At 59.9% G+C, this 26739-nt stretch carries 21 protein-coding genes; 19 read left to right on the top strand and 2 right to left on the bottom strand.

Annotated features, from left to right (window positions below; all coding sequences use genetic code 11):
- Nucleotides 1-42: 42 nt before the first annotated feature.
- Nucleotides 43-930 (bottom strand): LysR family transcriptional regulator, encoded by an 888-nt coding sequence (locus IB225_RS14400; RefSeq protein ID WP_192311964.1) that lies wholly within the window; start codon nucleotides 928-930, stop codon nucleotides 43-45.
- Nucleotides 931-1069: 139 nt separating this feature from the next.
- Here IB225_RS14400 and IB225_RS14395 point away from each other — a divergent pair, with 139 nt between their 5' ends.
- The 7 genes from IB225_RS14395 to IB225_RS14365 all read left to right on the top strand — a co-directional run bounded on the left by IB225_RS14395 (nucleotide 1070) and on the right by IB225_RS14365 (nucleotide 8104).
- Nucleotides 1070-2119 (top strand): NAD(P)-dependent alcohol dehydrogenase, encoded by a 1050-nt coding sequence (locus IB225_RS14395; protein ID WP_192311963.1) that lies wholly within the window; start codon nucleotides 1070-1072, stop codon nucleotides 2117-2119.
- 13 nt (nucleotides 2120-2132) lie between these two features.
- On the top strand, nucleotides 2133-3161 hold the full coding sequence (locus tag IB225_RS14390; RefSeq protein WP_192311962.1) for an alpha/beta hydrolase: 1029 nt from the start codon (nucleotides 2133-2135) through the stop codon (nucleotides 3159-3161).
- 58 nt (nucleotides 3162-3219) lie between these two features.
- Nucleotides 3220-3711: a cupin domain-containing protein gene (locus IB225_RS14385; protein ID WP_192311961.1), complete on the top strand. Its 492-nt coding sequence runs from the start codon at nucleotides 3220-3222 to the stop codon at nucleotides 3709-3711.
- Nucleotides 3689-4477 carry a carboxymuconolactone decarboxylase family protein gene (locus IB225_RS14380; RefSeq protein ID WP_345776624.1) on the top strand — a complete coding sequence of 263 codons (789 nt, stop codon included), beginning with the start codon at nucleotides 3689-3691 and terminating at the stop codon, nucleotides 4475-4477. Before IB225_RS14385 ends, IB225_RS14380 begins: the two co-directional genes overlap by 23 nt.
- 141 nt (nucleotides 4478-4618) lie before the next feature.
- Complete coding sequence (locus tag IB225_RS14375; RefSeq protein WP_345776623.1) at nucleotides 4619-5746, top strand: MFS transporter; 1128 nt, start codon at nucleotides 4619-4621, stop codon at nucleotides 5744-5746.
- A gap of 27 nt (nucleotides 5747-5773) precedes the next feature.
- On the top strand, nucleotides 5774-6295 hold the full coding sequence (locus IB225_RS14370; protein ID WP_225583891.1) for a cyclophilin-like fold protein: 522 nt from the start codon (nucleotides 5774-5776) through the stop codon (nucleotides 6293-6295).
- 1356 nt (nucleotides 6296-7651) lie between these two features.
- On the top strand, nucleotides 7652-8104 hold the full coding sequence (locus tag IB225_RS14365; RefSeq protein ID WP_225583890.1) for a fasciclin domain-containing protein: 453 nt from the start codon (nucleotides 7652-7654) through the stop codon (nucleotides 8102-8104).
- Nucleotides 8105-8599: 495 nt separating this feature from the next.
- Here IB225_RS14365 and IB225_RS14360 read toward each other — a convergent pair whose 3' ends face one another.
- Entirely contained in the window at nucleotides 8600-8929 is a 330-nt protein-coding gene (locus IB225_RS14360; RefSeq protein WP_192311959.1) for a YkgJ family cysteine cluster protein, read from the bottom strand.
- A 762-nt stretch (nucleotides 8930-9691) separates the two neighbouring features.
- Between IB225_RS14360 and IB225_RS14355 the strand changes: the two genes are divergently transcribed.
- From IB225_RS14355 to IB225_RS14300, 12 genes are all read left to right on the top strand, one after another.
- Nucleotides 9692-10309: a TetR/AcrR family transcriptional regulator gene (locus IB225_RS14355; RefSeq protein WP_192311958.1), complete on the top strand. Its 618-nt coding sequence runs from the start codon at nucleotides 9692-9694 to the stop codon at nucleotides 10307-10309.
- A gap of 74 nt (nucleotides 10310-10383) precedes the next feature.
- Nucleotides 10384-11484, top strand: a complete 1101-nt coding sequence (locus tag IB225_RS14350) for an efflux RND transporter periplasmic adaptor subunit (RefSeq protein ID WP_192311957.1) — start codon at nucleotides 10384-10386, stop codon at nucleotides 11482-11484.
- On the top strand, nucleotides 11481-14579 hold the full coding sequence (locus IB225_RS14345) for an efflux RND transporter permease subunit (RefSeq protein WP_192311956.1): 3099 nt from the start codon (nucleotides 11481-11483) through the stop codon (nucleotides 14577-14579). Before IB225_RS14350 ends, IB225_RS14345 begins: the two co-directional genes overlap by 4 nt.
- A gap of 15 nt (nucleotides 14580-14594) precedes the next feature.
- Complete coding sequence (locus IB225_RS14340; protein ID WP_192311955.1) at nucleotides 14595-15428, top strand: oxidoreductase; 834 nt, start codon at nucleotides 14595-14597, stop codon at nucleotides 15426-15428.
- Nucleotides 15429-15454: 26 nt separating this feature from the next.
- Complete coding sequence (locus IB225_RS14335) at nucleotides 15455-16042, top strand: TetR/AcrR family transcriptional regulator (protein ID WP_192311954.1); 588 nt, start codon at nucleotides 15455-15457, stop codon at nucleotides 16040-16042.
- 107 nt (nucleotides 16043-16149) lie between these two features.
- Complete coding sequence (locus IB225_RS14330; RefSeq protein ID WP_192311953.1) at nucleotides 16150-17043, top strand: NAD(P)/FAD-dependent oxidoreductase; 894 nt, start codon at nucleotides 16150-16152, stop codon at nucleotides 17041-17043.
- Between the two features lie 167 nt (nucleotides 17044-17210).
- The gene (locus IB225_RS14325) at nucleotides 17211-18767 is read left to right on the top strand and encodes a beta-xylosidase (RefSeq protein ID WP_192312805.1); all 1557 of its coding nucleotides are present in this window, start codon (nucleotides 17211-17213) and stop codon (nucleotides 18765-18767) included.
- Nucleotides 18768-21278: 2511 nt separating this feature from the next.
- Entirely contained in the window at nucleotides 21279-21884 is a 606-nt protein-coding gene (gene mobC / locus IB225_RS14320) for a plasmid mobilization relaxosome protein MobC (RefSeq protein WP_192311952.1), read from the top strand.
- Between the two features lie 67 nt (nucleotides 21885-21951).
- Nucleotides 21952-22224, top strand: coding sequence for a hypothetical protein (locus tag IB225_RS14315; protein WP_192311951.1), 273 nt, complete (start codon nucleotides 21952-21954; stop codon nucleotides 22222-22224).
- Nucleotides 22225-22379: 155 nt separating this feature from the next.
- Entirely contained in the window at nucleotides 22380-22697 is a 318-nt protein-coding gene (locus IB225_RS20640) for a helix-turn-helix transcriptional regulator (protein ID WP_192311950.1), read from the top strand.
- A complete protein-coding gene (locus IB225_RS14305) occupies nucleotides 22690-23721 on the top strand; it encodes an ATP-binding protein (RefSeq protein ID WP_192311949.1) in 1032 nt (343 codons plus the stop codon). Before IB225_RS20640 ends, IB225_RS14305 begins: the two co-directional genes overlap by 8 nt.
- On the top strand, nucleotides 23699-26206 hold the full coding sequence (locus IB225_RS14300; protein ID WP_225583889.1) for a S8 family peptidase: 2508 nt from the start codon (nucleotides 23699-23701) through the stop codon (nucleotides 26204-26206). The genes IB225_RS14305 and IB225_RS14300 overlap by 23 nt, the downstream gene beginning before the upstream one ends.
- The last annotated feature ends 533 nt before the right edge of the window (nucleotides 26207-26739 follow it).

Below are 26739 nucleotides of genomic sequence, written 5' to 3'. Positions count from 1 at the left end.
CGAAAGCCAGAACGCTGTCGGCGTCTGCGCTCGCGTGGCGCGTCAGAGCCGAAGAGCATCAACGACAAGCGTGAAGGCAGGAGAAGGCTGGCGACGGCTGGGGTAGTACAGGTGGTATCCGGGGAAAGGAGGGCACCAGTCCTCGAGGACCCGCACTAACCTGCCATCGTCAAGGTAAGGCGCGAACTCTCCCTCGGGCAGGAAGGCGATGCCCAATCCCATCACTGCAGCCTCCACGATATGCGGCGAGGTATTGAAGATGCCCTGCCCACTCGCCCTGAAGTTGAGTTCTCGCCCCTTCTTCTCGAATTCCCAGACGTAAACACCGCCGCGCGTGGACTGACGGATGTTGATGCAGTTGTGGTTGACCAGATCCTGCGGCTTCTTGGGCAGTGGGCGAGTAGCAAAGTAGGTCGGCGCCGCAACGGCGGCCATCCTCAGCGGCGGCGTGATCGGCACGGCGATCATGTCCTGATCGATGGCCTCGCCAAGACGGACACCCGCGTCGAACCTGTCGGCCACGATGTCGCGAAAGCCATAGCAGACATCAAATTCAATATTGATGTCCGGATACTCCCTCATCAGCGGAACAAGCTTGGGCAGCAGCACCGACTTGAGGACCTGATCGCCCGAGGTTATCCGCACCGAACCGGCGGGCTTGTCCCGCAGCGCGGTGATGGCGTCCAGTTCGGCTTCAATTTCATCGAAACGATGGCCGATCGCCTTGAGCAGGCGCTCGCCCGCGGCTGTGGGAGACACGCTGCGTGTAGTACGCGTCAGCAGCCGGATCTCCAGCCTGGCCTCCAGCGCCTTGATTGCCTGGCTCAGCGCCGACTGGGTAACCCCCAGGATCGAAGCGGCGCGGGTGAAGCTGCCTTCCCGGGCCACGGTCACGAAGGCGACAAGATCATTGAGGTTTCGCTTAGCCATGAGACAAGTCTGCCACCACTATTGATTAGGTGCGCTTATAGGGTAAATCAGTATTTATTATCTAATCAAAGCGACCCGCGCCCGACAGAATGACCGCCGATACCCGTGCCACCAGGCACGCCTACTGTCCGGAGCCGACATGACTGTCAACGCCTATGGCGCCCACGCAGGCGACAAGCCGCTGGGACCCATCGCGATCACCCGCCGTTCCCCTGGATCTCACGATGTCCAGATCGACATCGCCTATTGCGGCGTCTGCCATTCCGACCTGCATCAGGTCCGCGCTGAATGGGCCGGGACGCTGTTCCCCTGCGTGCCGGGCCACGAGATCGTGGGCCGGGTGTCCGCCGTCGGAGCGCACGTGTCGGGCTTCGCCGTCGGCGACCTGGTCGGCGTGGGCTGCTTGGTGGACAGCTGCCAGCACTGCGAGGACTGCGAGCAGGGACTGGAGAACTACTGCGACAACACGGTGCTGACCTACAACTCGCCTTCCACCGATGCGCCCGGTCACACGTTGGGTGGCTACTCCGAGCAGATCGTGGTGCACGAGCGATATGTGCTGCACGTGCGTCATCCGGAGAAACAGTTGGCCGCAGTCGCCCCGCTGCTTTGTGCAGGCATCACGACTTACTCGCCTCTGCGTCATTGGAACGCCGGCCCAGGCAAGAAAGTGGGAATCGTCGGTATTGGTGGCCTTGGCCACATGGGCGTGAAGCTGGCCCATGCAATGGGTGCCCATGTTGTGGCCTTTACCACCTCCGATTCCAAGCGTCAGGCAGCCCTGGATCTCGGCGCCGACGAGGTGGTGGTTTCGCGTAACGCTGAGGAAATGGCCAGGCACGCCACCAGCTTCGACCTGATCGTCAACACCGTGGCCGCACCGCATGACTTGGATGCCTTCCTGTTGCTGCTCAAGCGGGATGGGACGATGACCCTTGTCGGTGCACCTGCCACCCCGCACCCGTCGCCCGGGGTCTTCAACCTGATCCTGAAGCGCCGATCGATTGCTGGCTCGGCCATCGGTGGCATCCAAGAAACCCAGCAGATGCTCGATTTCTGTGCCGAGCACGGAATCGTCGCGGATATCGAGCTCATCCGCGCCGATGAAATCAACGACGCCTACGAGCGGATGCTCAAGGGCGAGGTCAAGTATCGCTTCGTCATCGACAACGCCACGTTGTCCGCGTAATCGAGGAACAAACATGAAGAAGACATTGCTGTCACTGGCTCTGCTGGCCAGCTCATTCACTGCGTTGGGGCAAGACATGTCAAACGGTGCAAACAACTTCTACAAGAGTGACCGGCTGATCGCTGAGAAGGTCGCATTCAACAACCAGTACCGGATGAAAGTCGCCGGCAATCTGTTCCTGCCCAAGGACCGCAGGCCGGGCGTCCGGTATTCGGCCATCATCGTGGGTCACCCGATGGGTGCGGTGAAGGAGCAAAGCTCCAACCTGTACGCGCAGAAGTTGGCCGAGCAGGGGTTCATTACCTTGGCGATCGACTTGCCGTTCTGGGGCGAGAGCGAGGGTCAGCCACGCAACGCGGTAGCGCCAGATCTCTATGCGGAAGCCTTCAGTGCAGCCGTGGACTACCTGGGCACCCAGACGTTCGTGGACCGCGAGCGGATTGGCGTGCTCGGCATTTGCGGCAGCGGCAGCTTCGTTATCAGTGCAGCCAAGATCGATCCGCGGATGAAGGCCATTGCCACCGTGAGCATGTACGACATGGGGGCCGCCAACCGCAACGCGCTCAACCACTCACTGACGCTCGATCAGCGCAAGCAGATCATCGCCGCGGCGGCGGCACAGCGCTACGCCGAGTTCGAAGGCGGGGAAGTTGCGGTGTCGGGCGGCACGGACCTGGAACTGACCCAGGATACCCATCCCATCCAGCGCGAGTTCTACGATTTTTATCGCACCTCGCGCGGCGAATTCACCCCGGCTGGCGCCTCCGATCAGAGAACTACGAAACCGACGGTCACCAGCAATGTCAAGTTCATGAACTTCTATCCGTTCAACGACATCGAGACCATCTCGCCACGCCCCATGCTGTTCATCGCCGGCGATCAGGCCCACTCGAAGGAATTCAGCGAAGAAGCCTATCGCTTGGCAGGTCAACCCAAGGAACTTTACTGGGTGAAGGGTGCTGGGCACGTGGATCTCTATGACCGCACGGACCTGATTCCGTTCGACAAGCTGACTTCATTTTTCAAGCAGAGCCTCCGGTAGGGCCTGTCCATTGCGACCGTAGTTCGGTCTGCTGCCATCACTTTCGAGGAACCTCTGAATGAAGACCTCTTTGCTTGGAGCCGGGCTACTGGCAGCGATGCTGCCTCTCGGTTCGACCGAAGCGGCCGAGCCCGTCGGGCCGGCTGACGCCCAACAGATCAAGCGGGTGGGAAGCCAGCCATCACAGACTGGCCCGGCGGACTACTTCACGGGTCGCGTGCGGGTGGATCACGTCTGGCAGGCGGACGATCACCTCAATACCTCGGGCGCTATGGTGACGTTCGAGCCCGGCGCGCGTTCCGCGTGGCACACCCATCCCGCAGGCCAGCGCTTGATGATCGTCTCTGGCGTGGGGCTCACCCAGCAATGGGGCAAAGGCGTGCAGGAGTTGCATCCTGGTGACGTGGTCGTGTGTCCACCCGGGGTCAAGCATTGGCATGGTGCGGCACCCACCACGGCGATGAGCCATCTGGCGGTCACAGGCACGGTGGATGGCAAGAATGTGGAGTGGATGGAGAAGGTCAGCGATGTCCAGTACAACGCTCGTTAAAGCGATACGTCTGCAAGGGAGCAGGGGCTTCCTTGTTGGCGTTCTCTTCTGCGTCACGGCGGTCTGCCAGGCGGCGCCCAACACGCAGGACGACCCCAGAATGCGCGGCACTCAAGCTTCATCCGAGACACTCTCGGATCGGCAGCGAGCGATCGTCCCCATCGCCGCGTTCGCTGCGTCGGGAGAGATGGCAAAGCTCGGCGCTGCGCTCAATCAGGGCTTGGATGCGGGACTGACGGTGAGCGAGGTCAAGGAAATCTTGGTACAGGTGTACGCCTACGCGGGCTTCCCCAGAAGTCTCAACGCGTTGGGAGAGTTCATGACTGTTCTGGATGCGCGCAGGCAGCGCGGCATCGAGGATGCACCCGGTCGCGCACCCGGCAAGGCGATTCCGCAAGGTGATGCGCTCTTGGCTGCGGGGGCCTCCAACCAGACCAGGTTGTTGGCGGGCCCTGCAGAGGGGCCGCTGTTCGACTTCGCCCCGGCCATTGACGAGTACCTCAAGACACATTTGTTCGGCGACATCTTCGAGCGCGACAACCTCGACTGGCAGAGCCGAGAGATCGCCACCGTCAGCATGCTGTCTGTGCTGCCGGGTGCGGAATCCCAGTTGCAATCGCATATGCGAATCAGCATGAATGTTGGCATCACCGCCGACCAACTGCGCCAGCTTGCTGAAGTACTGGCGGATCACGTCGAGAGTGAACCTGCGCACCGTGCTCGGCAGGCACTGTCCGACGCAACACGGACAACAGGTGTCGACTGATATGCAAACCGTCCTTTGTCGTCATCAGCGTGCCAAACGACTGGGGGTTCCCGTATGAATGGCGCTGCAGCAACCGTGCCGGCTGACGGCATGGAAGAGGTGACTCAGACACGACCCGCGAGGTGGGGTGGTGTCTTCGCCATGACGCTGTGCGTGTTCGCATTGATTGCGTCCGAGTTCATGCCTGTCAGCCTGCTCACGCCGATCGCCGCCGACCTGGCGGTCAGCAAGGGATGGGCGGGCTACGGCATCGCCATCTCCGGCGCGTTCGCGGTGCTGACCAGCCTCTCGATCGCCACAGTGACCCGTAACATCAACCGCAAGGCGCTGCTGCTGTCACTGACGGGCCTGATGGCGGTTTCAGGTGCTGTCGTGGCGTTGGCGCCCAATTACCCCATTTATATGCTGGGCCGGGCGCTCCTGGGCGTGGTGATCGGCGGCTTCTGGTCGATGTCCGCCGCCACGGCCATGCGCTTGGTGCCGCCTTCGCAGGTGCCGCGCGCCTTGGCCATCTTCAACGGTGGCAACGCACTGGCCACCGTGATTGCCGCACCCTTGGGCAGCTACCTTGGCTCGGTCATCGGCTGGCGCGGCGCGTTCTACTGCCTCGTGCCGGTGGCGCTCGTTGCGCTGGTTTGGCAATGGGTCAGCTTGCCAACCATGCCCTCAGCGAACGGGTCCGCGCCTGCCAATGCATTCCGATTGCTTCAGCGCCGAGCCGTCGCGCTGGGTATGGCCGCCTGCGGTGCCTTCTTCATGGGGCAATTCGCACTGTTCACCTACATCCGACCATTCCTTGAAACGGTCACGCACGTACAGGTGTCGACGCTGTCACTCATTCTTCTGGTGATCGGTGTGGCCGGCTTCATCGGCACCGCCGTCATCGGCGCCTTCCTGAAGCGCGGTCTGTATAGAACCCTGATTGCCATCCCGTTGTTGATGGCAATCATCGCGCTTGCGCTTATCCCGCTGGGCGCCTGGGCGACTGGCGTAGCGATCTTGTTTGGTCTCTGGGGACTGATGGCCACTGCCGCCCCTGTCGGCTGGTGGAGCTGGATTGCGCAGGAGTTGCCTAAGGATGCTGAGGCTGGGGGCGGATTGATGGTGGCAGTGGTCCAACTGGCCATCGCCCTGGGCTCAATCATCGGCGGGTTGCTGTTTGACCATGCCGGCTACCAGGCTACCTTCGCTATGAGCGCCGCCGTGCTGCTGTTTGCCGCCTTTCTGACACGGGCGGTCGCGCGATCGCCCGTGCAGCCCTCGGTATAAGCGGACCATCCTTGTAGGAGTCGTGCCATGAGCTCAAATACTACGGACCCCACTCAAAACCGCTCAGCGAAACGTGGATGCCTGCTCGGATTGGGTGTTCTACTCGGTCTGACGATCCTGGGGGGCTGCAAGGCCAGCCAGTTCGAGGCACCCGTTATCGTTGCCCAGGATGCAGGTCGTGCATCCGCTACTTCGGAGGGTGCTCGCATGTGGATGACAGTCGGAGAACGTCGTTTCGCCATAACCTTGGCCGATACCGCGGCAGCGCGCGCGTTCGTGGCCAGACTTCCCTTGACGCTCGATATGGCAGAGCTCAACGGCAATGAGAAGCACGCCGATATGCCGCAAGCGCTGCCAACCCATGCAGAGCGTCCAGGCACGATACAAAACGGCGACTTAATGCTTTACGGCTCCAGTACGGTTGTCATCTTCTACAAGACATTCCGTTCGTCGTACTCGTATACACGGCTCGGGCTTGTTGACGATCCCAATGGCCTCAGCGAGGCCCTCGGACCGCGCAGCAGCAGAGTGACGTTCACCGAGAACTAGCCAGTTTGAAGCAGACGATCAGCTGAGTGCGCTTAGGTCCGCTTCTGGCCGATAGCAGGCATTCGCGAGATGGAAACTGGCACAGACTGAGAAAGGTCGCTACTAACCTAGCCAAGGGATGCCCACACCAGCATGAGCCCGATGGCTCCCCCAAGTAGCAGCGGCTACCGTCCTAACTTCTATGCGTCCATTGAGATCAGCGTAAAGAAGTAGCCGTCCGCATCCAGTATCGCGCGTAGCTTCTGCTCGGCTGGGATACGATTAAAGGCATATCCTGCCCACAAGCCGTAACAGGGGCGAATGCCGTAGCCGGGATTGTTCTGTGTCCTGCGGCTGACGCCAACGTCTGGCGAGTCGCAGGCCGTAGCCCATATCGACCTCAGTGCGAGCGGGCCAATTGACTGGCCAAGGCCAAGACGAAGAACGAAGACCTGCCTTCTTTCATTCTGAGCCTTCGTTCGATAGGCGCGCAGTGGCATTGGTCCTGATCGCTTGTATGACGGCTATTGGAACATGCCTAGCCAAAGACAATGGTGTGTAGATGCATGCCATTGCTCCGCGCGGGAAAGGGCCTCCGGCTTCGTAAGGTCGGCCTTGGCGAAGAAGAACCAGCAAGCGACCCCGCCATGATTTCTCTGCTCATGAACGAGGCGAAATGAATTCAATCGGGAGTCCATCTCCGGATCGAGGCGACCTTCGATGCATTCAACGCTTTGCGATGAGATAACCAACGAGATGCTAGCCATGGCTGCGATGCTGTGCGCCCGAGGTCACAAGTGCCAATCCGCGTCGCGTGCTCGGTCCTATGCGACGTGGCGCAGCGGTTCTCCGAGACCAGAAGAACGCTTCCTCTTCGATAGGCTGGTCGCGTGGCCCCGCGATGCGTTGAGCAAGATTGGACTGGGCTATCACGAAAGAGGGTTCGATCACGTCATCAAGGACGGGCCATCCCTCATTCTCGGCACACTGCAACGCGCAATCCCTCAGCGCATGAGTGATGTTCTGAAAAGGGGATTCGGTCGAAACGACACGATGTCGTTTGATAGTCATGGCAGCTCCGGCAAATTGTGCGAGCCGGCACACTGCGGGCGCGAAAGCTAACCAAGCATCGGAATTCCGCGTTGCATGAATCTACCACATTTCTTGACGTGGCGGCACTTCATTCCTGACAGCGTCACACCAGACTAACAACCAAAGGCGCAGGGTGTGGGGGTTGCGGTGCAATACCGTATCGGCTGCTCAGCCGCGCTCCACCCCTCCTACTCTCCGCATTGAGCTCGCGCCTGGCATTTCGCCCGGCCACGGCTTTGGCCGTCCGTTTGACCCTTATACGGGTCTACTTCGTAGGAAATTCCCATGGAAATGCAACAGAAAGAAGGCCTCGCCCAGCAGAATCTGTTGGGTACGCTGAAGACCAACAAATCCTTCTCGACCTTCATCAATGCCGTCGACAAGGCAGGCCTTACCGCCTCACTGGCAGGCGATGAGCAGTTCACGCTCTTCGCCCCCACCGACGAAGCGTTCTCTGGCCTGCCGGCAGGCGCACTCGACCGGTTGCTCGAGCCCGCCAACAAGGATGAGTTGGCTTCATTGATCAACTATCACTTGGTCAGTGGCCGCAAGACGACGACCGATGTCGGGAAGTGGCAATCGGCCCGCACGCTACAAGGTCAGGCTGCGCCGATCAAAGTTACCGAAGGCAAGCTCAGCATTGGCGCCGCTCGCGTAACGCTTCCGGACATCCTGGCCAAGAATGGCGTGATCCACGGTATCGACAAGGTCAACCTTCCGGAATCCAAGCCTAACTAAGGGATGGGTGCAAAGGACTGCTAGCGGCGGGAAGAAATTCCCGCCGCATCTTCCCTCCAGCCGCTCAGAGTAATATGAACCGAGAAGCTAACCGCCACGTATCAGCTTCGATCGGCGATATTGCGGATCGCGCACAGGCTGCGGCAGCCCTGATGGACAAGATTGCATATCAGTTAAGACCCGCAAGCAAGACGACCATGTCGCCTTGTGCGAGATGCTGCCGGCCGAGCCCGGGTGGCCAACCCTGTGCGAAGTGCCTGACCGATGAACTGGGCAGTCTAATCAAGAATTATGGCGCTGCAGCTCGCTGGCTGGAATCAACCAAGCAGGCGACTCAGGATGCGGGAACGGTACTTCGCTATGCCAGTCTTACCGGTGATGACTGATCGAGGCAGCACATGCTGATGGGGCGGGCGAAACTGTGTTCGACTCTTTGCGTTGCACGTGATGCACGTTGGCTGCTGATCCGTCAGGACGTGCCATCCATTTTCGTCACTAGTAAAGTGTCAGAGGGATGCCGCGGGAAGTGCTATCGAAATACTCTGTTCGCACCGCGAGGCAATAGGGTCCGGACATTCTGAAGCGACGGCAGACGTCGGGCCGGGTCTCGTAAATGGTGCAGCGCATGCGACTTGCATCAATCGCGACGCACCAGCCCTCTGCGTCGCGTGCCATCACCATCAAGCCAGCTGATGTGTGTCCGGTGAGGTGCGATGGAATGCCGTCTTCCGGTTGTAAGATGACGGTCAGGCGGCAACATACTGCATCGCATCGCGCACATAGCGGCTTTGCCTGGTCGCCGCTCTCCTGAGCGCTGGGCCCCATTAGTTGGCGCCCCAGCCATGCTGTCTTGCAATGCTGACAATAGCCTCATCAGCGGCTTCACGAGTAGGATGACGCTTCTGAGTAATTAGGTGGATGGTGCAGGGTGCCGTCGGGCTTCTAAAGCTGGCCCTGGCTTCCACATAGAGACCATTCTCGGTTTTGCGCTCAGCAAAATGGATGCGAAGCAACACTCCCGCTTCGGAGGCGTCTCTGGGTTCCATGTTCGGCGCTCGTGGGCGCCGAGAGTGTGCGCGCTATCGTTGTACGCCCTTCCAATGTTCGCAACAAGTCCCTTGACTAGCAAAGGGCTTAATGACCCGCCATTCAGCTGTGCTAGCACTGCATTAGCGCTGAGTGACGTTGAAATTGTGGCTTGCAAGAGAAATGCCTATGCCTCCAAGCATCACCGAACAAGGTCTGCTAAGGCGGGACTCTGCGTTCTCAAGTGTTACCAGCTAATGTGGATCATGATCTTCCCTGTGCGGCGTTGGCGCTTCCGATGCAAGATCGGTTTAGCACCGGCTTCTGTCGTCTGACTGCTTCCGACCCAAAGCTGACGTCGTGGCCCGCCCCTCTAATGACCAGGTCTCCCCATCATTTCTGCGTGCTTGAACGTGGGGCCTTCGGCTCGTCGTCGCTTCGGGAAGTGCACCCAATTGGCCCTGAAGGCTACAGCGACCGTGTGAGCTAGAGGAGCCCAGTGACCAGTAGCCATGTTCGTCACACGTTGATGGTTCATGGAGGCTCGGATAATCTGGGCCCATGAACGCCACAATTTCTCCACCTGGGTCAGGCCGTGGGCCAGCTACACACGACATTCGTGATCAGATTGTCGTCGCGGCTACCGAGCACTTCAGCCACTACGGCTACGAGAAAACCACCGTTTCCGACCTCGCCAAGGCGATCGGCTTCTCAAAGGCCTACGTCTATAAGTTCTTCGAATCCAAGCAGGCCATTGGCGAGGCGATCTGCTCCAACTGCTTGAGTCAGCTCGAACAAGAAATCCTCCAGGCCCTTGATGGGGTGGAGCAGCCTGCAGAGCGGCTGAGAAGGCTTTTCAAGGCCTCTACTGAGGCGCATCAGAAGCTTCTTTCCCAAGATCGCAAGCTCTACGAGATAGCGCAGTCGGCCGCTGCCGAGCGGTGGCCATCCGTACTGGCTTATGAGGAAAGGCTGCGCGCACTACTCCAGGAGATTCTCCAGCAAGGCCGGGAGTCAGGCGACTTCGAGCGCAAAACGCCATTGGACGAAACCACCGATGCGATCCATCTGGTGTTGCGCCCCTACCTGAATCCACTTTTGCTGCCGCATAGCCTCGAGTACAGCGACCAGGCTCCCATGCTGCTCTGCAGCCTCGTGCTGCGGAGCTTGTCCCCTTAGAGGCACTGTTGTGACTATTGACTAATATAGTCACTAGGTTCAAAGTGCCGTCGACTTGGATCGACGGTACTCCCATGCGCTCTTTTGTTAAAAATTCATTAGCTTTCGCGCTCGTTGGTCTTCTGGCCGGGTGCGGTACCGAAGCGCCTGCTGACCCGCGGACCGAGACGCCTTTGGTGCGCACGGCCACCGTGATGGGTGATGGCGCCTCATCTCGTGCTTTCACAGGAACGGTAGCGGCGAGAGTCCAGAGCGATCTCGGGTTCCGCGTGCCAGGCAAGGTGTCACAGCGGCTCGTGGATGCGGGACAGAAGGTGCGCCGCGGGCAAATCTTGATGCGCATTGACCCGGCCGACCTGCAGTTGTCAGCGCAAGCGCAACAGCAGGCTGTCATTGCCGCGCAAGCCCAAGCCAGACAAGCGGTCGCCGATGAGGCCAGATATCGCGCCCTGCTCGGCACCGGTGCCATCTCCGCCTCGTCATACGACCAGAGCAAGGCTGCGGCCGATGCTGCGCGTGCTCAGCTCAGTGCCGCCAAAGCCCAAGCGCAGGTGGCCAGCAATGCCAATCGCTACGCCGAGCTGCTCGCCGACGCGGACGGCGTCGTGATGGAGACGCTGGCCGAGCCCGGCCAGGTAGTGAGCGCCGGCCAGCCCGTCGTGCGGCTGGCACGGACAGGAGAGCGTGAAGCCATCGTGCAGCTCCCCGAGACGCTTCGGCCTGCATTGGGCTCGGTTGGGCAGGCGAAGCTGTATGGCGATCACCGGGACCCCGTGCCCGCCAAGCTTAGGCAACTCTCCGACGCGGCCGATCCGCTGACACGCACCTATGAGGCACGGTATGTCCTGGACGGCGTGCTAGCAGAGGCCCCACTGGGTGCCACGGTCACGGTCGAAATCGCGGATGCCGCTTCCGCCGCTGCCGCACTGCAGGTCCCGATCGGCGCGTTGTTCGATCCGGGGAAAGGGACCGGCGTCTGGGCGCTGGAGGGCAAGCCCGTCAAAGCCGTTTGGCGTCCAGTAAAAGTGGTGGGCCTCTCGGATGACCTGGCGCACGTCAAAGGCAACCTGCAATCAGGTCAAAAAGTCATATCGCTCGGCGCGCACCTGATCAACAACGGACAGATCGTCAGGCCATTGGGTGAGGGCGCAGCACCCTCCGGAGCGCAGCGATGAGCGAGGGGCGCTTCAATCTTTCCTCGCTCGCGGTTCGCGAGCGCTCCGTAACCGTCTTCCTGCTGTTCTTGATATCGGTGGCGGGCGTCCTCGCATTCTTCCAGCTGGGTCGTGCCGAGGATCCGCCCTTCACTATCAAACAGATGACGGTCGTCACCGCGTGGCCAGGAGCGACGGCGCAAGAAATGCAGGATCTGGTGGCCGAGCCACTGGAAAAGCGACTGCAGGAACTGCGTTGGTACGACCGCTCCGAGACCTACACAAGGCCAGGTCTCGCTTTCACGATGGTGTCCTTGCGCGATGCGACGCCCCCCTCCCAAGTGCAGGAGGAGTTCTACCAAGCCCGTAAGAAGTTGGGGGACGAAGCCGAGAGGCTACCCGCAGGTGTCATCGGGCCGATGCTCAATGACGAGTATGCGGACGTAACCTTCGCGCTCTTCGCCCTGAAGGCGAAGGGCGAACCACAACGCCTGCTGGTGCGCGATGCCGAGGCGCTACGCCAGCAACTGCTGCATGTGCCGGGGGTCAAGAAGGTCAACATCATCGGCGAGCAGCCAGAGCGCATCTTCGTATCGTTCTCGCATGATCGGCTGGCCACCGTTGGCGTCAGCCCACAGGACATTTTCGCTGCACTCAACAGCCAGAACGTGCTGACACCCGCTGGTTCTATCGAAACGCGTGGGCCGCAGGTGTTCGTTCGGGTAGAAGGCGCGTTCGATAGCCTGGAGAAGATTCGGCAGACGCCGATTGTGGCGCGCGGACGCACTCTAAAGCTGTCCGATGTGGCCACCGTCGAGCGTGGTTATGAGGATCCCGCCACTTTCCTTGTCCGAAACAACGGTGAGCCGGCGCTTCTGCTGGGCGTCATCATGCGCGACGACTGGAACGGCCTGGATCTCGGCAAGGCACTTGAATCGGAAGTCAGCAAGATCAACGCCCAACTGCCTTTGGGCATATCGCTGACCAAAGTCACAGACCAGGCTGTGAACATCAGCTCGGCGGTCGACGAGTTCATGGTCAAGTTCTTCGTCGCGCTGCTCGTGGTAATGCTGGTCTGCTTCGTCAGCATGGGCTGGCGCGTCGGCATCGTAGTCGCCGCAGCCGTGCCCCTGACGCTGGCCGCAGTGTTCGTCATCATGGCCGCCACGGGCAAGAACTTCGACCGCATCACGCTGGGCTCGCTCATCCTCGCGTTGGGGCTGCTGGTCGACGATGCCATCATCGCCATCGAAATGATGGTGGTGAAGATGGAAGAGGGGTACAGCCGTGTGGCTGCCTCGGCTTACGCATGGAGCCACACCGCCGCGCCGATGCTATCCGGCACCCTGGTCACCGCCATTGGCTTCATGCCCAACGGCTTCGCGCGGTCGACCGCGGGCGAGTACACCGGAAACATGTTCTGGATCGTTGGCATCGCCCTCATCGTATCTTGGGTGGTAGCCGTCGTGTTTACGCCCTACCTGGGTGTGAAGCTGCTGCCGGACATCAAGAAGGTGGAAGGCGGGCATCAGGCCATCTACAACACCCGAAACTACAACCGCTTCCGGGAGCTGCTGGCGCGTGTGATCGCTCGCAAGTGGCTGGTCGCCGGCGCGGTGGTGGGACTTTTCGTACTGGCCCTCGTCGGCATGGGCGCGGTCAAGAAGCAATTCTTTCCTACCTCGGACCGACCGGAAGTGCTGGTCGAAGTGCAGATGCCCTACGGCACCTCCATTCAGCAGACCAGCGCCGCAGCGGCGAAAGTCGAGGCGTGGCTCGCCAAGCAGGAAGAGGCACGTATCGTCACGGCCTACATCGGTCAGGGTGCCCCGCGCTTCTTCCTGGCGATGGCGCCGGAATTGCCTGACCCGTCATTCGCCAAGATCGTGGTACTGGCCGGCGATGACAAGGAGCGCGAAGCCCTGAAATTCCGTTTGCGCGAGGCGATCGCCGACGGGCTGGCGCCCGAAGCGCAGGTGCGCGTCACCCAGATCGTGTTTGGTCCACCGTCCCCGTTCCCGGTGGCTTACAGGGTCATGGGGCCGGACACGAGCAAACTGCGTGAGATCGCTGACGAGGCGGGCGCGATCATGCGGGGCAACCCGATGATGCGCACGGTCAATACCGACTGGGGTCCTCGCGTACCCACGCTGCACTTCGCTCTGGACCAGGATCGCCTCAATGCGGTGGGCCTGACCTCGAATTCGGTGGCGCTGCAGTTACAGTTCCTGCTCAGCGGTGCACCGCTCACCGACGTTCGCGAAGACATCCGCTCCGTGCAGGTCGTGGGCCGCGCAGCGGGCGACACGCGTCTGGATCCGCAGAAGATTGCAGACTTCACCTTGGTCGGAAGTGCCGGTCAACGCATCCCGCTGTCCCAGGTGGGCACCGTTGAAATACGGATGGAGGACCCGATCCTGCGCCGCCGCGATCGCACCCCCACGATCACGGTCCGTGGCGACATTGCCGAAGGGTTGCAACCGCCGGACGTCTCCACCGCGGTCCTCAACGACCTGCAACCGCTGATCGAACGACTCCCGGCCGGCTACCGCATTGAACAGGCCGGTGCGATCGAGGAATCCGGCAAAGCCACGACGGCAATGCTCCCCCTATTCCCGATCATGATCGCTCTCACGCTACTGATCATCATCCTGCAGGTGCGCTCCATCGCCGCGATGATCATGGTGTTCGCCACCAGCCCACTGGGCTTAATCGGCGTCGTACCGATGCTACTGCTCTTCCAGCAGCCCTTCGGCATCAACGCGCTGGTCGGCCTGATCGCGCTGTCCGGCATCCTGATGCGCAACACCCTGATCCTGATAGGTCAGATTCACGAGAACGAGAAAGAAGGCTTGCGTCCGTTCGATGCCGTTGTTGAAGCGACGGTACAACGAGCGCGCCCGGTCATCCTGACCGCACTGGCCGCGATTCTGGCCTTCATACCCCTGACGCATTCCGTGTTTTGGGGAACGCTGGCGTACACGTTGATCGGCGGCACCCTGGCAGGAACCGTCCTCACCCTGGTCTTCCTGCCGGCGATGTACGCGATCTGGTTCAAGATCAAACCATCCTCGCCCAATGAGAAGGCCGAGCCAGCGCTCGCGCCTGCTCACTGAGATGCAGTCCGACACATGAACTCAAATCTGATCAAGAAGGCAGTTATGGAAAAGAAGGTCGTTCTTATCACCGGTGTCTCTTCCGGTATCGGTCGCGCCAGCGCAAGGGCGCTCGCTGATACGGGGTGCGTGGTGTACGGCAGCGTCCGTGGGCTCGACCATGCGGAGCCCGTCAAGGGCGTGACGCTCGTGCATTTGGATGTCCGGGAGCAGGCAAGCATTGATCATGCCGTCGCGACCATTATTGCAAGGGAGGGTCGCATCGATGTTCTGGTGAACAACGCGGGCCAGAACCTGGTCGGCTCGGTGGAAGAGACCGGAATACCGGAAGTCGAGTCCCTGTTCGACACCAATGTGCTCGGCGTCACAAGGACCATCCGCGCCGTGCTGCCCCACATGCGCAGTCGCCGCAGCGGCCGGATCATTAACTTGAGTTCGGTGCTGGGATTTCTGCCGGCCCCGTACATGGGCGTCTATGCCGCCAGCAAGCACGCTGTTGAAGGGCTGTCCGAAAGTCTGGATCACGAGCTGCGCCAATTTGGAGTACGGGTCACGCTGGTGCAGCCCTCATTCACCAACACCAGCTTCGAGGCGAACACACAACGGGCCGGCACTTCCATCTGTGACTATGATCGGGAGCGCGAGCTCGCGCTTGGGGCGATCGCGCGCGCATCGCGCGAGGCCCCGGATGCCGCGATTGTGGCCGATACCATTGTCGAGGCAGCCCTCGGAAAGTGGAGGATGCGTCGCGCGCCCGCCGGACAGGCATCGCTCCTGGCGAAGCTGCGGCGTTTCATGCCTGCCGGGCCGGTGGATGCCAGCCTGCGGAAGACATTCGGGCTCGCCTGAGCCAAGGCGCATCGGACGCTCCTGAAATGAATGCATCCGCGAAGCGCTGGGAACGCGTGCGCGCACATACCCGGGCGTGCATTCTCGAAGCCGCTGCCAAGGCGTTCGAGGCTTCCGGCTTCGATGATGCGTGCATGCATCGGATCGCGGAGACCGCGGGATATACCAAGGCGACGATCTACGCTCACTATCGCGACAAGGCGCGCCTGTTCGCGGCCGTCATGGACCTACATGCGTCGGGCTTCCCCATGTTGGTAGTTCCTTCCCTTTCGGGATCCGGGCTGAAAGAAGCGTTGGCCCATGTCGCCCTCGAGATTCAGAAGTTGGCTCAGGTGGGAGCATGTCGACGCTTCTGTGGAACTCTCCGTCGCTCCACCAGTGGGGCCGGCTTCTACGCTGAACTCTGGAACGCTTATTTGGCGCCTTACAGGACGTACATTCGCCTAGCCCTGACTCGCGACGGAATCGACATGGCAGAGGAGCACGCCAGTCTGTATCTGCAGCTACTGCAACAGGCAAACGCGCTGCAGGTTACGCCGCTTGCGCCGACGAGCGCCGAAGCGACGCTGAGCCTGTTTCGTCGGGCGTTTCACGGACAATGCTCACGTGAATAGTCCAGCGAACCCACGTCTCAATGTTTGGTACCTCCCGCATGCGCCTTTGAATGGCATAACCCTGCCGTATCTACTACCTTTTCATTAAGAACGCGGAGCCCATCACCATGAATGACGTCATCATCATTGGCGGCAGCTTTGCCGGTCTTGCCGCGGCCCTTCAGCTTGGCAGGGCCCGCCGGAAAGTCACCGTTCTCGATACCGGCCTACCGCGCAATCGCTTCGCCGGCCATTCGCATGGCATGCTCGGCCACGATCACAAGCCGCCGCTGGACATCTTGGCCGACGCGCGGAGGCAATTGACACGCTACCCCACAATCACGCTGGTCAATGCACGCGCTGACAGCATCTCGGGAGCCATTGACGACTTTTCTGTTCTTACTGCAGATAGCGAAAGCCTTAGAGCACGCCGTCTGATCCTGAGTTATGGCGTTGTCGACCAAATCCCTGATGTCTCGGGTTATGCCGAAGGCTGGGGCACAGCCATCGTGCCTTGCCCCTATTGCGACGGCTTCGAAGTCGCGGGACAACACTGGGGTCTTGTTTGGTCCGGCCCCCAGTCGATGAATCAGGTCAGGCTGTTCCACGATTGGACCGACAGGTTGACGGTCCTCGCCGATGGCCACGACCTTGCACCCGATATCCGGACGGATCTGGCTCGCCGCCACGTAGCTATCGCAGATGGGCGGATCGTCGGAATTGTTCGTCACGGTGAGCATGAAGCCAGCGTCAAGCTCGATACCGCGCTGGATGTTGCGGTTGACATCCTATTCGCGCATCCGCGTACCAAGCCCTCCGCAAGCCTGCACGAGTCGCTGGGCCTGGACACGATCACCACGCCTACAGGCATCGCCCTCAAAGTCGACGAGCGTCGCGAAACCAGCATGCCCGGCATCTACGCCGCCGGCGACCTCGCCAACCCCGGAATGCCCTCGGTCACCACGGCATCATGGCAGGGCGCTACGGCCGGGATCTCCGCTCAGCAGTCGATGCTGGTTTGAGAGCAAGTAGCATCGATCGCCCGGGCTTCTTTACGGTGGCCGCGGCGTGGTTCGTACGTCACCGGCAACAATAGCTTTATCAGCATAGCTGGAGCGAGTATTCGAATACCTCACTCACCGATCCGTCGCTATGCTCCATGGCTACACATTACGTGGGGCTGGTTGCCATGCGCCGAGTGCTATTTGCGGTCCTTTGCAGTGTCGCGGTCTCCTGCGCTGCGGCCGATCAATCCGCACGTAGGATTGACTTGGACGTAGCCAAGGCGTCGGAGCCGATCGATCGCTTCTACGCATTCTCGGTGGGCTCGGACTACCCAGGCACACTGATCCGTGAGGACTCACAGACGCACCTGGCGGCCGCGTCTGAGGAGCTTGGGTTCAAGTACCTGCGCTTCCATGACCTCTTCCACGACGCACTGGGCACGGTACGTCAGGTCGATGGCCAGATCGTGTACGACTGGACCCGAATCGATCAGCTGTATGACGCAATGCTGGCCAAGGGGGTACGTCCCTTCGTGGAGCTCAGCTTCACGCCCTCGGCCCTAAAGACATCAGATCAATCGCTTTTCTACTGGAAAGCCAACACTTCGCATCCCGATCCGGCTCTCTGGCGTGATCTCGTCGAGACCTACCTGAGGCACGTCATCGAAAGGTATGGGGTGGACGAAGTGCGTCGCTGGTACTTCGAGGTCTGGAACGAGCCCAATCTGAAGGACTTCTGGGAGGGTGCTGACAGGGATGCCTACTTCGCGCTCTACGCCAACACGGCCAGGACGGTGAAGAGGGTAGACGCTAGGTTACGCGTGGGGGGCCCATCCACGGCGGGCGCTGCCTGGATCCCGGAGTTCCTGGCGTTCTGCGAAAGAGAGGACGTGCCGGTCGACTTCGTCACCACGCATACCTATGGCGTCGACGGTGGATTTCTGGATGAGGAAGGCGAGCAGGACACCAAGCTCCTCAGTTCACCGGATGCCATCGTTGCCGACGCGCGCCGGGCGCGGCAAGAGATCAACGCGTCGGCATTCGCCGGCCTGCCGCTCTATTTCACGGAGTGGAGCAGCAGCTACAGCCCGCGCGACATGGTCCATGACAGCTACATCAACGCTCCCTACGTCCTGACCAAGCTGAAGCAGACAAAAGGGATTGCCCAAGCGATGAGCTACTGGGCCTATACCGATCTGTTCGAAGAAGCCGGGCCGCCGCCGACGCCGTTCCACGGGGGCTTCGGCTTGATCAATCGTGAGGGCGTCAGAAAGCCGACGTGGTTCGCCTACAAGTACTTGAACCAGCTTTCGGGGCGCGAGATTCCCACCACGGACGAGTACACATGGGCATCGGTAGATGGGCGCAGGATCGTGATATTGGCCTGGGACTGGCAACAGCCTGTTCAAGATACGAGCAACAGGCCCTTCTATAGCCGCAAGCTGGCTTCCGCCCCGGCAGCGCCGCTTTCGGTGCGAGTACGAAACCTCGAACCCGGGCGCTATCGCCTGAAAGTGCACCGTACCGGCTACCTCAACAACGATCCATTGACGGCCTACATCGACATGGGTCTTCCGACAGACCTCAGCGCGGCCCAGTTGGCTGATCTCCAGGTCGCGACAAAGGATCAGCCAGAACGGGACACGCTGGTCACGGTGGGCAGCGATGGCGCGATAGATCTCGATCAGACGATGCGGAGCAACGACGTTGTGCTGCTCATCCTAGATCGGTCGGACAAGTAGGCGTGTGTGGGCGCGTTGTGGGGAAATTCTCGGAGGCAGCCGAGTATTAGTGGCGAGCTCGTGCGTGATGTCCGCTTCTGGCCGATTGCGGACATTGGGTCAGTTTTGACTACGCGTCTTCAATCCCCGGAGAAGCGGAATCGACGCTCCGCCATGGTGCGCGAGATACTCGGCTTGAACCTTTGGAAAGGTGCAACGCACTTGAGCGACGCTTCGCGGAAACTACCGCTATGAGTGGCAAGCGCTTGTGTCTTGATAGTTGCCAATATGTGTGATTAGATTCCAAGCGTCGGCGGAACATGGCCGGCTACGGTGGGCCAGGCAGTTCTTCGGTTGCCACCAAAGTTAGAACGGATCCGCCTGACCAAAGCGAGCGCCGCCACGCTTAGCCAGAGAGGTTCAGGACTAGACGGACCGCTTCTTTCGGTTGGCGGGCTAAGGACCACGCATACGTGGTCCCCTTTCGCGCAAGTTGTGCTTAGGGCGGCCTATAGGCCGACGGTCCGTCGTACCCGTCATTCTTGAATTCGTCCCAGCACCTTGCATCTCACTTGCTCGAGCAAGTGCCTACTGCAAAGGGCGCACCGTGACCACACATATTGAGAACTCCCTCGACTATCTCTCGTCGAAGTACCCACCCTCACTAAGCGTGAGCCAGGTGGCGGAAATCACCTCTAGCTCTGCCGACGCTGTCAGAAACGCCCTGAGTAGGGGCAACTATCCAATTCCGTCATTCAAGCTAGGGCGTAGGCGCCTATTTCGGTTGATCGACGTCGCCGCACACCTAGACCTGCAATTCAAGACAACCAACTCGTTAGGGAAGCTTCCACAAGCTAAAGCCTCGAAGCGAGCCACAAGCAAGCCAAACGTGTCTTCGATGCGGGGTGAACTATGAGTACGACAGTTGACCTTCTGCTCAAACTCACAGGCGGATCGCCGCTCATGCCCCAAACCCAGCTTGCGAAGGTTCTGAGTAGAAGCCCCGACGGGCTACGGATGACACTAGCTGGCGACAATAGCCTTTCTAGACGGCTTAATCCGGCAAAGCGTCGCATCGGGAAAAGAATCTACTTTGCAGTCCTTGATGTTGCAAAGTTGATAGATGAGATGGACGAGAGGGCGGCAGCATGAACTACGAAGTTGCTGCTTGCTCTCACCACAGCGTTCCAACAAAGCTCTCCCGGGACAAAAGGCTATCGTTTCGGGCAAGAGGGATCGCGATCCGGCTCCTAAGCAACGCTCCCGGTTACCGTATGAGCGCGATAGACCTTGCGCGAGAGTCTGCAACAGAGGGCCGGTTTGCCATTCTCACAGCAATGAGGGAACTAAGGGCCCTAGGATACGCACATGTAATCAAGCACCAGGATGCCCGTGGCCGCTGGAGCACGGTCACTCGCATATATGGCGAGCCGAGGCCGGGAGCGGATGACCGTACTTCGGTGCCCGAAGTGCAACAACCGAACTCCGGACGACCGGCGTCCGGCGGGCCGAGATCCGGTAGACCGAGGTCCGGAAACCGCACCGCTACAAGCAGTAGTAGTAAGAAGATTCTTCTACAAGAAGAAACTACTACGGCGGCGCTCGTTCATTTGGATTGGTCGGCTAAGGGGCTTGAAGCGCTGAGCGAAAACGATCGCGCTCGTGCACAAGCAATGCTCGACCCACTAGGCCCGGAAACTCAACAGGACATCCTTGACGAGCTTGCTGCGAGGGTGGAAGAGACTTCGGTTGTGAGTCCCATGGGGCTGCTAATCGAGCTGATAGCGCGAGCCCGAAGCGGAACGTTCAATGTCAGTCGTGGACGGCGTCTAGGTGCCAAGCGACGATACGTGGACGTCCAGTCCGGAAGTATGTCGAATACTGGGGCAATGCCGGAATCGCCCTTCATGAATTCCGTGAACTGGGCATACCAGCAGTTTCGTGTGGACGCTGACAAGCAGGCGCTCAGAGACCGCCTGCTTGAGGCGGATGCGCGATGGCCAGATGAAGCGCAGGTCTACCGGCATAGATCCAGCAGGGACTCATAGTCCGAGCCGTGCTTGTTCGTCATGACGAACAGTCTCAGCCTCAGACCGGCTTGTCATCATCTGGCGGTTCATAGCCAGAGAACGTTCGTCATGACGAACAGTTTCTGGCTCTGGAGTTTCGTCAAGACGAATGGTACCGACCGCAGCTTTAGTTCCTTAGGACGATCAGCTTTGGTCACAGAAGCTGTTCGTCATGACGAACAGTTCCTGCCTACCTGCCTACCTGCCTACCTGCCTACCTAACTACCTGCCTGTTTTTCATACCCACAAGATTAACGCCACAGTTTTGCCGCTAGCAGTAGGTGGGGTGGAGAGGGCGGTGCATAGAGCATCGCCTAAGGGACTATAGGAACGAGTGTTCGTCATGACGAACAAAATCTTGGAGGAGAAGTTCAATTGCAGGATAGGCACTTGGTGCCGGTGTGTGGACACAACTGAATCTTTCCGTCTCTATTGAGACTGGAACTGCTGGAGGCAAGTACTAATGAGTGCAAAGGGATTGGGACGTAAGAACAGTAAGGTCATCCGACTTAGAGTGCCAATCGACCTTCTGGAGGCGTGGCAGAGCTTCACTGAGTATCATCAGGAAGACGGGCCTGAAGTCCTTCGGCGTGTGATGGCGCAGTTGGTGGGCCGCCCCAAGCGAGAGGTTCAGGGGGCCGGCGCGGACTCGTCAATGGCGCAGATGAGAGAGTTGGCCGAAGTTGATCGGGCCCCTAAGAGGGCGGTCAAGTTGATGCTGACAGCCTCTGAGCATGCCGCCCTTGCCGAGATCGCTGAAGATAAGGACTGTTCAATCCAGTTCTGGATTATCAGTCTGATAAGGTCTGCGCTGACGCGAGGGATAGCAGTGGGAGGGGCGGAGCTGCAGGCGCTCGGCGAATCGAACTATCAGCTTATGGCGATGGGCCGAAACCTCAACCAGATCGCGAGGCACCTGAATGCGGGGGCAGGAATCGGAAATGGAGACCTTGAGATGATGCTGAGAGGTCTGACTGTGAAGATGGACGCCCATAGGCGAGAAGTGCATGCATTGATCAACTCATGCTCGCATCGCTGGAAGTTAGAGAGCCAGGGAGGGGCGAGATGACTACGTTGTTGATGACTGGCGATCCGTTAGATGGCACTAAAGTAATGATCTGAATTTGCTAGGTGTGATGCTCAGGAAGATGACGACTCCATATGAGGTGGGGGTCCTGTACGAACTCGCCAGAGAATTGATCGGCGGTCGTATGTCCATCATTGCGGCAGAACTTGGACGCGAGCGCGCGCGCGATCCCATTGATGAGGCCTGCATCAGCCGACTGAAATCGGCATCTACTGCGTTATTTCTCGAGCGCGAGAATTTGCGCTCTGATGACTTAGCAGCTGTGCTGGAAGTAATCGCAAAGTACTCTCGAAGGAAATCTCCTCTAAGCCACGACCTCTGATAGGTCGCTGTTGCCTTAGTGCTTCTCAGGCTCCAGGCAGGCAGCCAACGAGCTAGGGGGTAGGGGGATCAGTGCGCAGAGATTTCACTGATGGTAAAATTCAAGCTGGGAATGTACTATCGCAGTCTTCGCAGGCTGTGAGACTGAGACAAGTAATGAATGTCGGCCACGCCATTCGGTTGTGCCGCACGAGGCGGGGTGCTTCGCAGGGCGCTGTCGCGCGGCAGGCCAGTTGCTCCGTTTCGTACCTGTCGATGCTTGAGAACAACAGGCGGGACCCGACGCTTTCGACGCTGACCAGGGTCGCGCACGCGCTTCAGATTCCCGTCGGCTTGCTATTCTTCCTGGCATCAGAGCAGGAGGATCTAGGGCCGATAGATGGGGAAACCGCCGCCAAGTTGATGCAGTGTGTCGATGCATCGCTGTCTAGGGCGCCCAACGCAACCGCACAATCGGGTGAGCAGCATGGCTAGTGCCGAACAACTCAAAGCGTTGCTGAAGTCCTACATCGACCGAGACGATCGGCAGTTCTACTCGGTCGCCATGCAGGTAGCGGCGCATGAGGCCAAGCTTGGTCATGGGAGATTGGCCGAGGATCTGCGCGATATGATCGACGCCGCAAAGTCGCGGGCCGCGGCTGGCGAGCAGTCAAGCAAGCTGGTTCCCCTTGCTCGTCCTCGGGGCGAGCTTGCCAACCTGCTGACGGTTGCTTACCCAAAGAGCAGGCTGGTCGACATGGTGCTCGACCCGCATGTGACCACGCAAATCGAGCGCATCCTGAAGGAGCAACGGCTGCTCTCGCGTATTCGCGAGCATGGCTTGTCACCCCGGCGCAAGTTGCTTCTGGTCGGTCCACCGGGAACGGGCAAGACAATGACAGCATCGGTGCTGGCAGCGGAACTCGGCGTACCACTGTTCACGGTGAGGTTCGATGCGCTTATCACCAAGTTCATGGGTGAAACCGCGGCTAAGTTGCGCCAGGTCTTTGATGCGGTGGCCGAGGTCCGCGGCGTGTACTTTTTCGACGAGTTCGATGCGATTGGTTCCCAGCGGGGGCTCGCAAACGATGTGGGCGAGATCAGACGCGTTTTGAACAGCTTCCTGCAGATGATCGAGAGCGACCAGTCCAACAGTCTGATCGTCGCAGCCACCAATCATGCGGAGATCCTCGATTATGCGCTCTTCCGCCGCTTCGATGATGTCATCGAGTACCACCTGCCTACCGCAGATCAGGCGGCGAAGTTGATCAAGTCGCGGTTGGGGAAGTTCGTGCCCAAGCCATTCCCGCTAAAAGCGATCGCGTCGAAGGCCGGCGGATTGAGCTATGCGGAGATACGGCGTGCGGTCGACGAAGCCATCAAAGAGGCTGTAATGCATGACGAGTCGCGAGTAAACGGTGAGATATTGAACCGCGCACTGGAAGATCGTCGCAAACTGAGCCTGAGAACGGACAAGAAGAAGGCAGCCCCGAACCATGCCGGATCAACCAGCCGATAAGCGGCCGCATCTAGTCCTGCAAGACACTTCCAAGGCAGTTGGCTTCACGGCGCACCCCGCTGGAGGCGGCGCAACGAGCGTTGTTCCGGATCTGCCTCGACAGCAGCACGGGCAAGCTTTGCGTGCGCAGATCGAGGCATTGAAACCTGTCTCCACCGAAGTGGTTCTTACCCAGGCACAACAGGAGCTGGAAAGCGGTCTCGGCCTGCAGATTCAGTTCGCCAGTCAGCCGGATGTAGAACTGGCATTTGAGAGCTTGGCGAACGAAACGCAGAAGATCGAGCTGCTCAGTGTGCGTAGGGAAGGCGAGCACACGTATGCCAACGTATTCGTCCCCGACGGCAAGCTGGCGCATTTCGAAAAATACGTCACCGAATATCTGGAAGAGAAGAAGGACAGGAACGGTAATGCGCGCGACCACCGGGCGCTGCTGAATACGATCGCCTCGATCCGTGCCGCCGAGCTGCGTGCGTTGTGGACCGACGAGCCAGCCCTATTGCCGGACGACGTTACCGTTCCTTTCTGGTGGGAAGTGTGGCTTCCGGTTCGCGGCCAGCGTCAGGCCGTAGTAGAGGACTTCAAGAAGCTGGCGAGACTGGCCGAATGCGTCGTCAGCGACAAGCAGGTCGACTTCCCCGAGCGAACCGTGCTGCTGATGTACGGTTCGCAGCAGCAATTCTCCCGCTCAGTGATGACCTTGAATTGCGTCGCCGAGCTTCGTTACGCCAAGGAAACCGCCGAGTTCTTCGACGGGATGACGGTTGCCGAGCAGCAGGAGTGGGCAGACGAACTATTGCAGCGCGCTCAGATGCCGGAAAGTGATGCGCCGAGGATCTGCTTCCTGGATACCGGCGTAAACCGGGGGCACCCGCTGCTTGCACCTTTGATGGATGCAGCGGACCTGCACACGGTAGAACCGGGATGGGGTGTCGACGATACCGCCAACCACGGCACCGGCCTTGCCGGACTCGCAGGTTACGGCGATCTGACGGATGCGTTGGCTTTGACCGGCCCAATAGAAATTCCGCATCGTCTCGAATCCGTCAAACTGGTGCCTCAGGACGGCGGGAATGACGGAGACGCGCGCCATCATGCCTATCTCTTTACCGAAGGTGTTGCGCGCCCCGAAGTAGCCGCCCCGGATCGAGCGCGGGTTTTCACGTCCGCGGTGAGCGCGTCGGACTACCGCGACCGCGGGCGCCCTTCGTCCTGGTCCTCGGCGGTGGACAAACTGGCTGCCGATACCGATGGGGCAGGCCATTACCCGCGCCTGTTCGTGCTGTCGGCCGGGAATATCCGCGATCCGAATGCTTGGGCTGCATATCCCGGCAGCCTGTCCACCAATCTCATACATGACCCAGGTCAGGCGTGGAATGCCATCACGGTCGGAGCATTCACGCACAAGGCCGATACGGAAGGACACGCCTCGCTCAAGGCGATCGCGGCCGAGGGCGGTCCAAGTCCGTTCTCCACGACGTCGAGAACGTGGGATGGGGCATGGCCGCTGAAGCCCGAGGTGATGTTCGAAGGCGGGAACGCGGCCAAGGACGATATCGGCGCCGTTGGCATGGCGAGTCTGAATCTGCTGACTACCCACAACGCGCCCGTCGATCGTCTGTTCACGACCACGAACGCGACCAGTGCCGCGTCCGCGCTGTGCGCGCGCATGGCCGCGCAGATCATGGCGGCCTATCCGAACCTCCGGCCCGAGACTGTCCGAGCGCTAATCGTCCATTCGGCCGAGTGGACCGAAGCCATGCGTGCGATGTACCTGCCAGCTGGTCACACACCCAGCAAGAGCGATTATGTTCACCTGATCCGGCATTGCGGCTGGGGCGTCCCCGATCTGGAACGGGCACTATGGAGCGCAGGCAATTCCCTGACGCTCGTCGTGGAAGACATGGTGCATCCCTACGCGAAAGTGAAGGGTAAGGGCATAAATACGCGCGACATGAACTTGCATTCGCTGCCATGGCCGCTGGAAGAGCTTGGAGCCCTGCATGATGCGCAGGTCGAGCTGCGTGTGACTCTCTCTTACTTTATCGAACCCAATCCCTCGGCTCGCGGCTCGACCTCGAAGTTTTACTACCCATCGCATCGCCTGCGATTTGACGTCCAGCGTCCGCTGGATGGCTCGACAGACGATTTCGTGGCGCGGATCAATGCAGCAGCTCAGCGCGAGGATGAAGGAGATCCCGTCAATCCAAAAGACCCTAACTGGTACTTAGGCGAGTTTAAAAGGCATCGTGGATCACTGCATCAAGATGTGTGGACGGGCACTGCCGTGGAGTTGGCCAGTCGGGGGTTCATCGCCGTCTACCCGTCTGCTGGGTGGTGGCGCACTCGTCCAGCACTGGAACGCTATGACCTTCCTGCTCGGTATAGCTTGATTGTGTCAATCCGCACTCAGCAAACAGAGGTCGATCTGTACACAGCAGTTGCACAGAAGATTGCAGTCGCTCAGCCGATTGTTGTCGAAGCGTAATCTCGCGCCAGAAATCTCTTGGCCGAGCCGAGTTCACCAACATGGCAGCAGACCAATAGACGTGCATGCAGGTACTGTGGCGGTACAGCAGCTAGCTCTGGTGGACTGAGCTAGGCTGCGCTAAGTTCTTCATCCGTAAGTGTGTTGAACTTCCCTATACTTCGCCATGTTTTGTATTGGTTACAATTGCTTACACGGTTTCTATACAACTCATAATCCTTTGGTTCCAGGTTCGAGTCCTGGTGGGCCCACCACATGGATGTCCACGTTGATCCATGTGGGTCCAATTGACTGTGCGGTCACGGACGAGGGTTGTGCGAGCAGTAAGTCGGCGCAGCCACACGCCGGGCGCCGCCCCTCACAGGATCGCGGCGCTTCACGGCGACGGAGCGTGATCGGCGACGTTCCGTCTCACATAAGCACCCGACGTCGGGCCTGGTGGAGTGCTTCTTCTCACACTCACGGTGTCGCGCGGCGCTGCCTGGTCCAACATTAGGCCGTTGAACGCGAAAATTGACCCTCTTCCGGTGTCT

The sequence above is a fragment of the Pseudoxanthomonas sp. PXM02 genome (assembly GCF_014851805.1).
In the GTDB taxonomy this organism is placed as follows: domain Bacteria; phylum Pseudomonadota; class Gammaproteobacteria; order Xanthomonadales; family Xanthomonadaceae; genus Pseudoxanthomonas_A.
The sequence above is the reverse complement of the archived record's forward strand: the minus strand, read 5'-3'. Positions and strand labels throughout refer to the sequence as shown.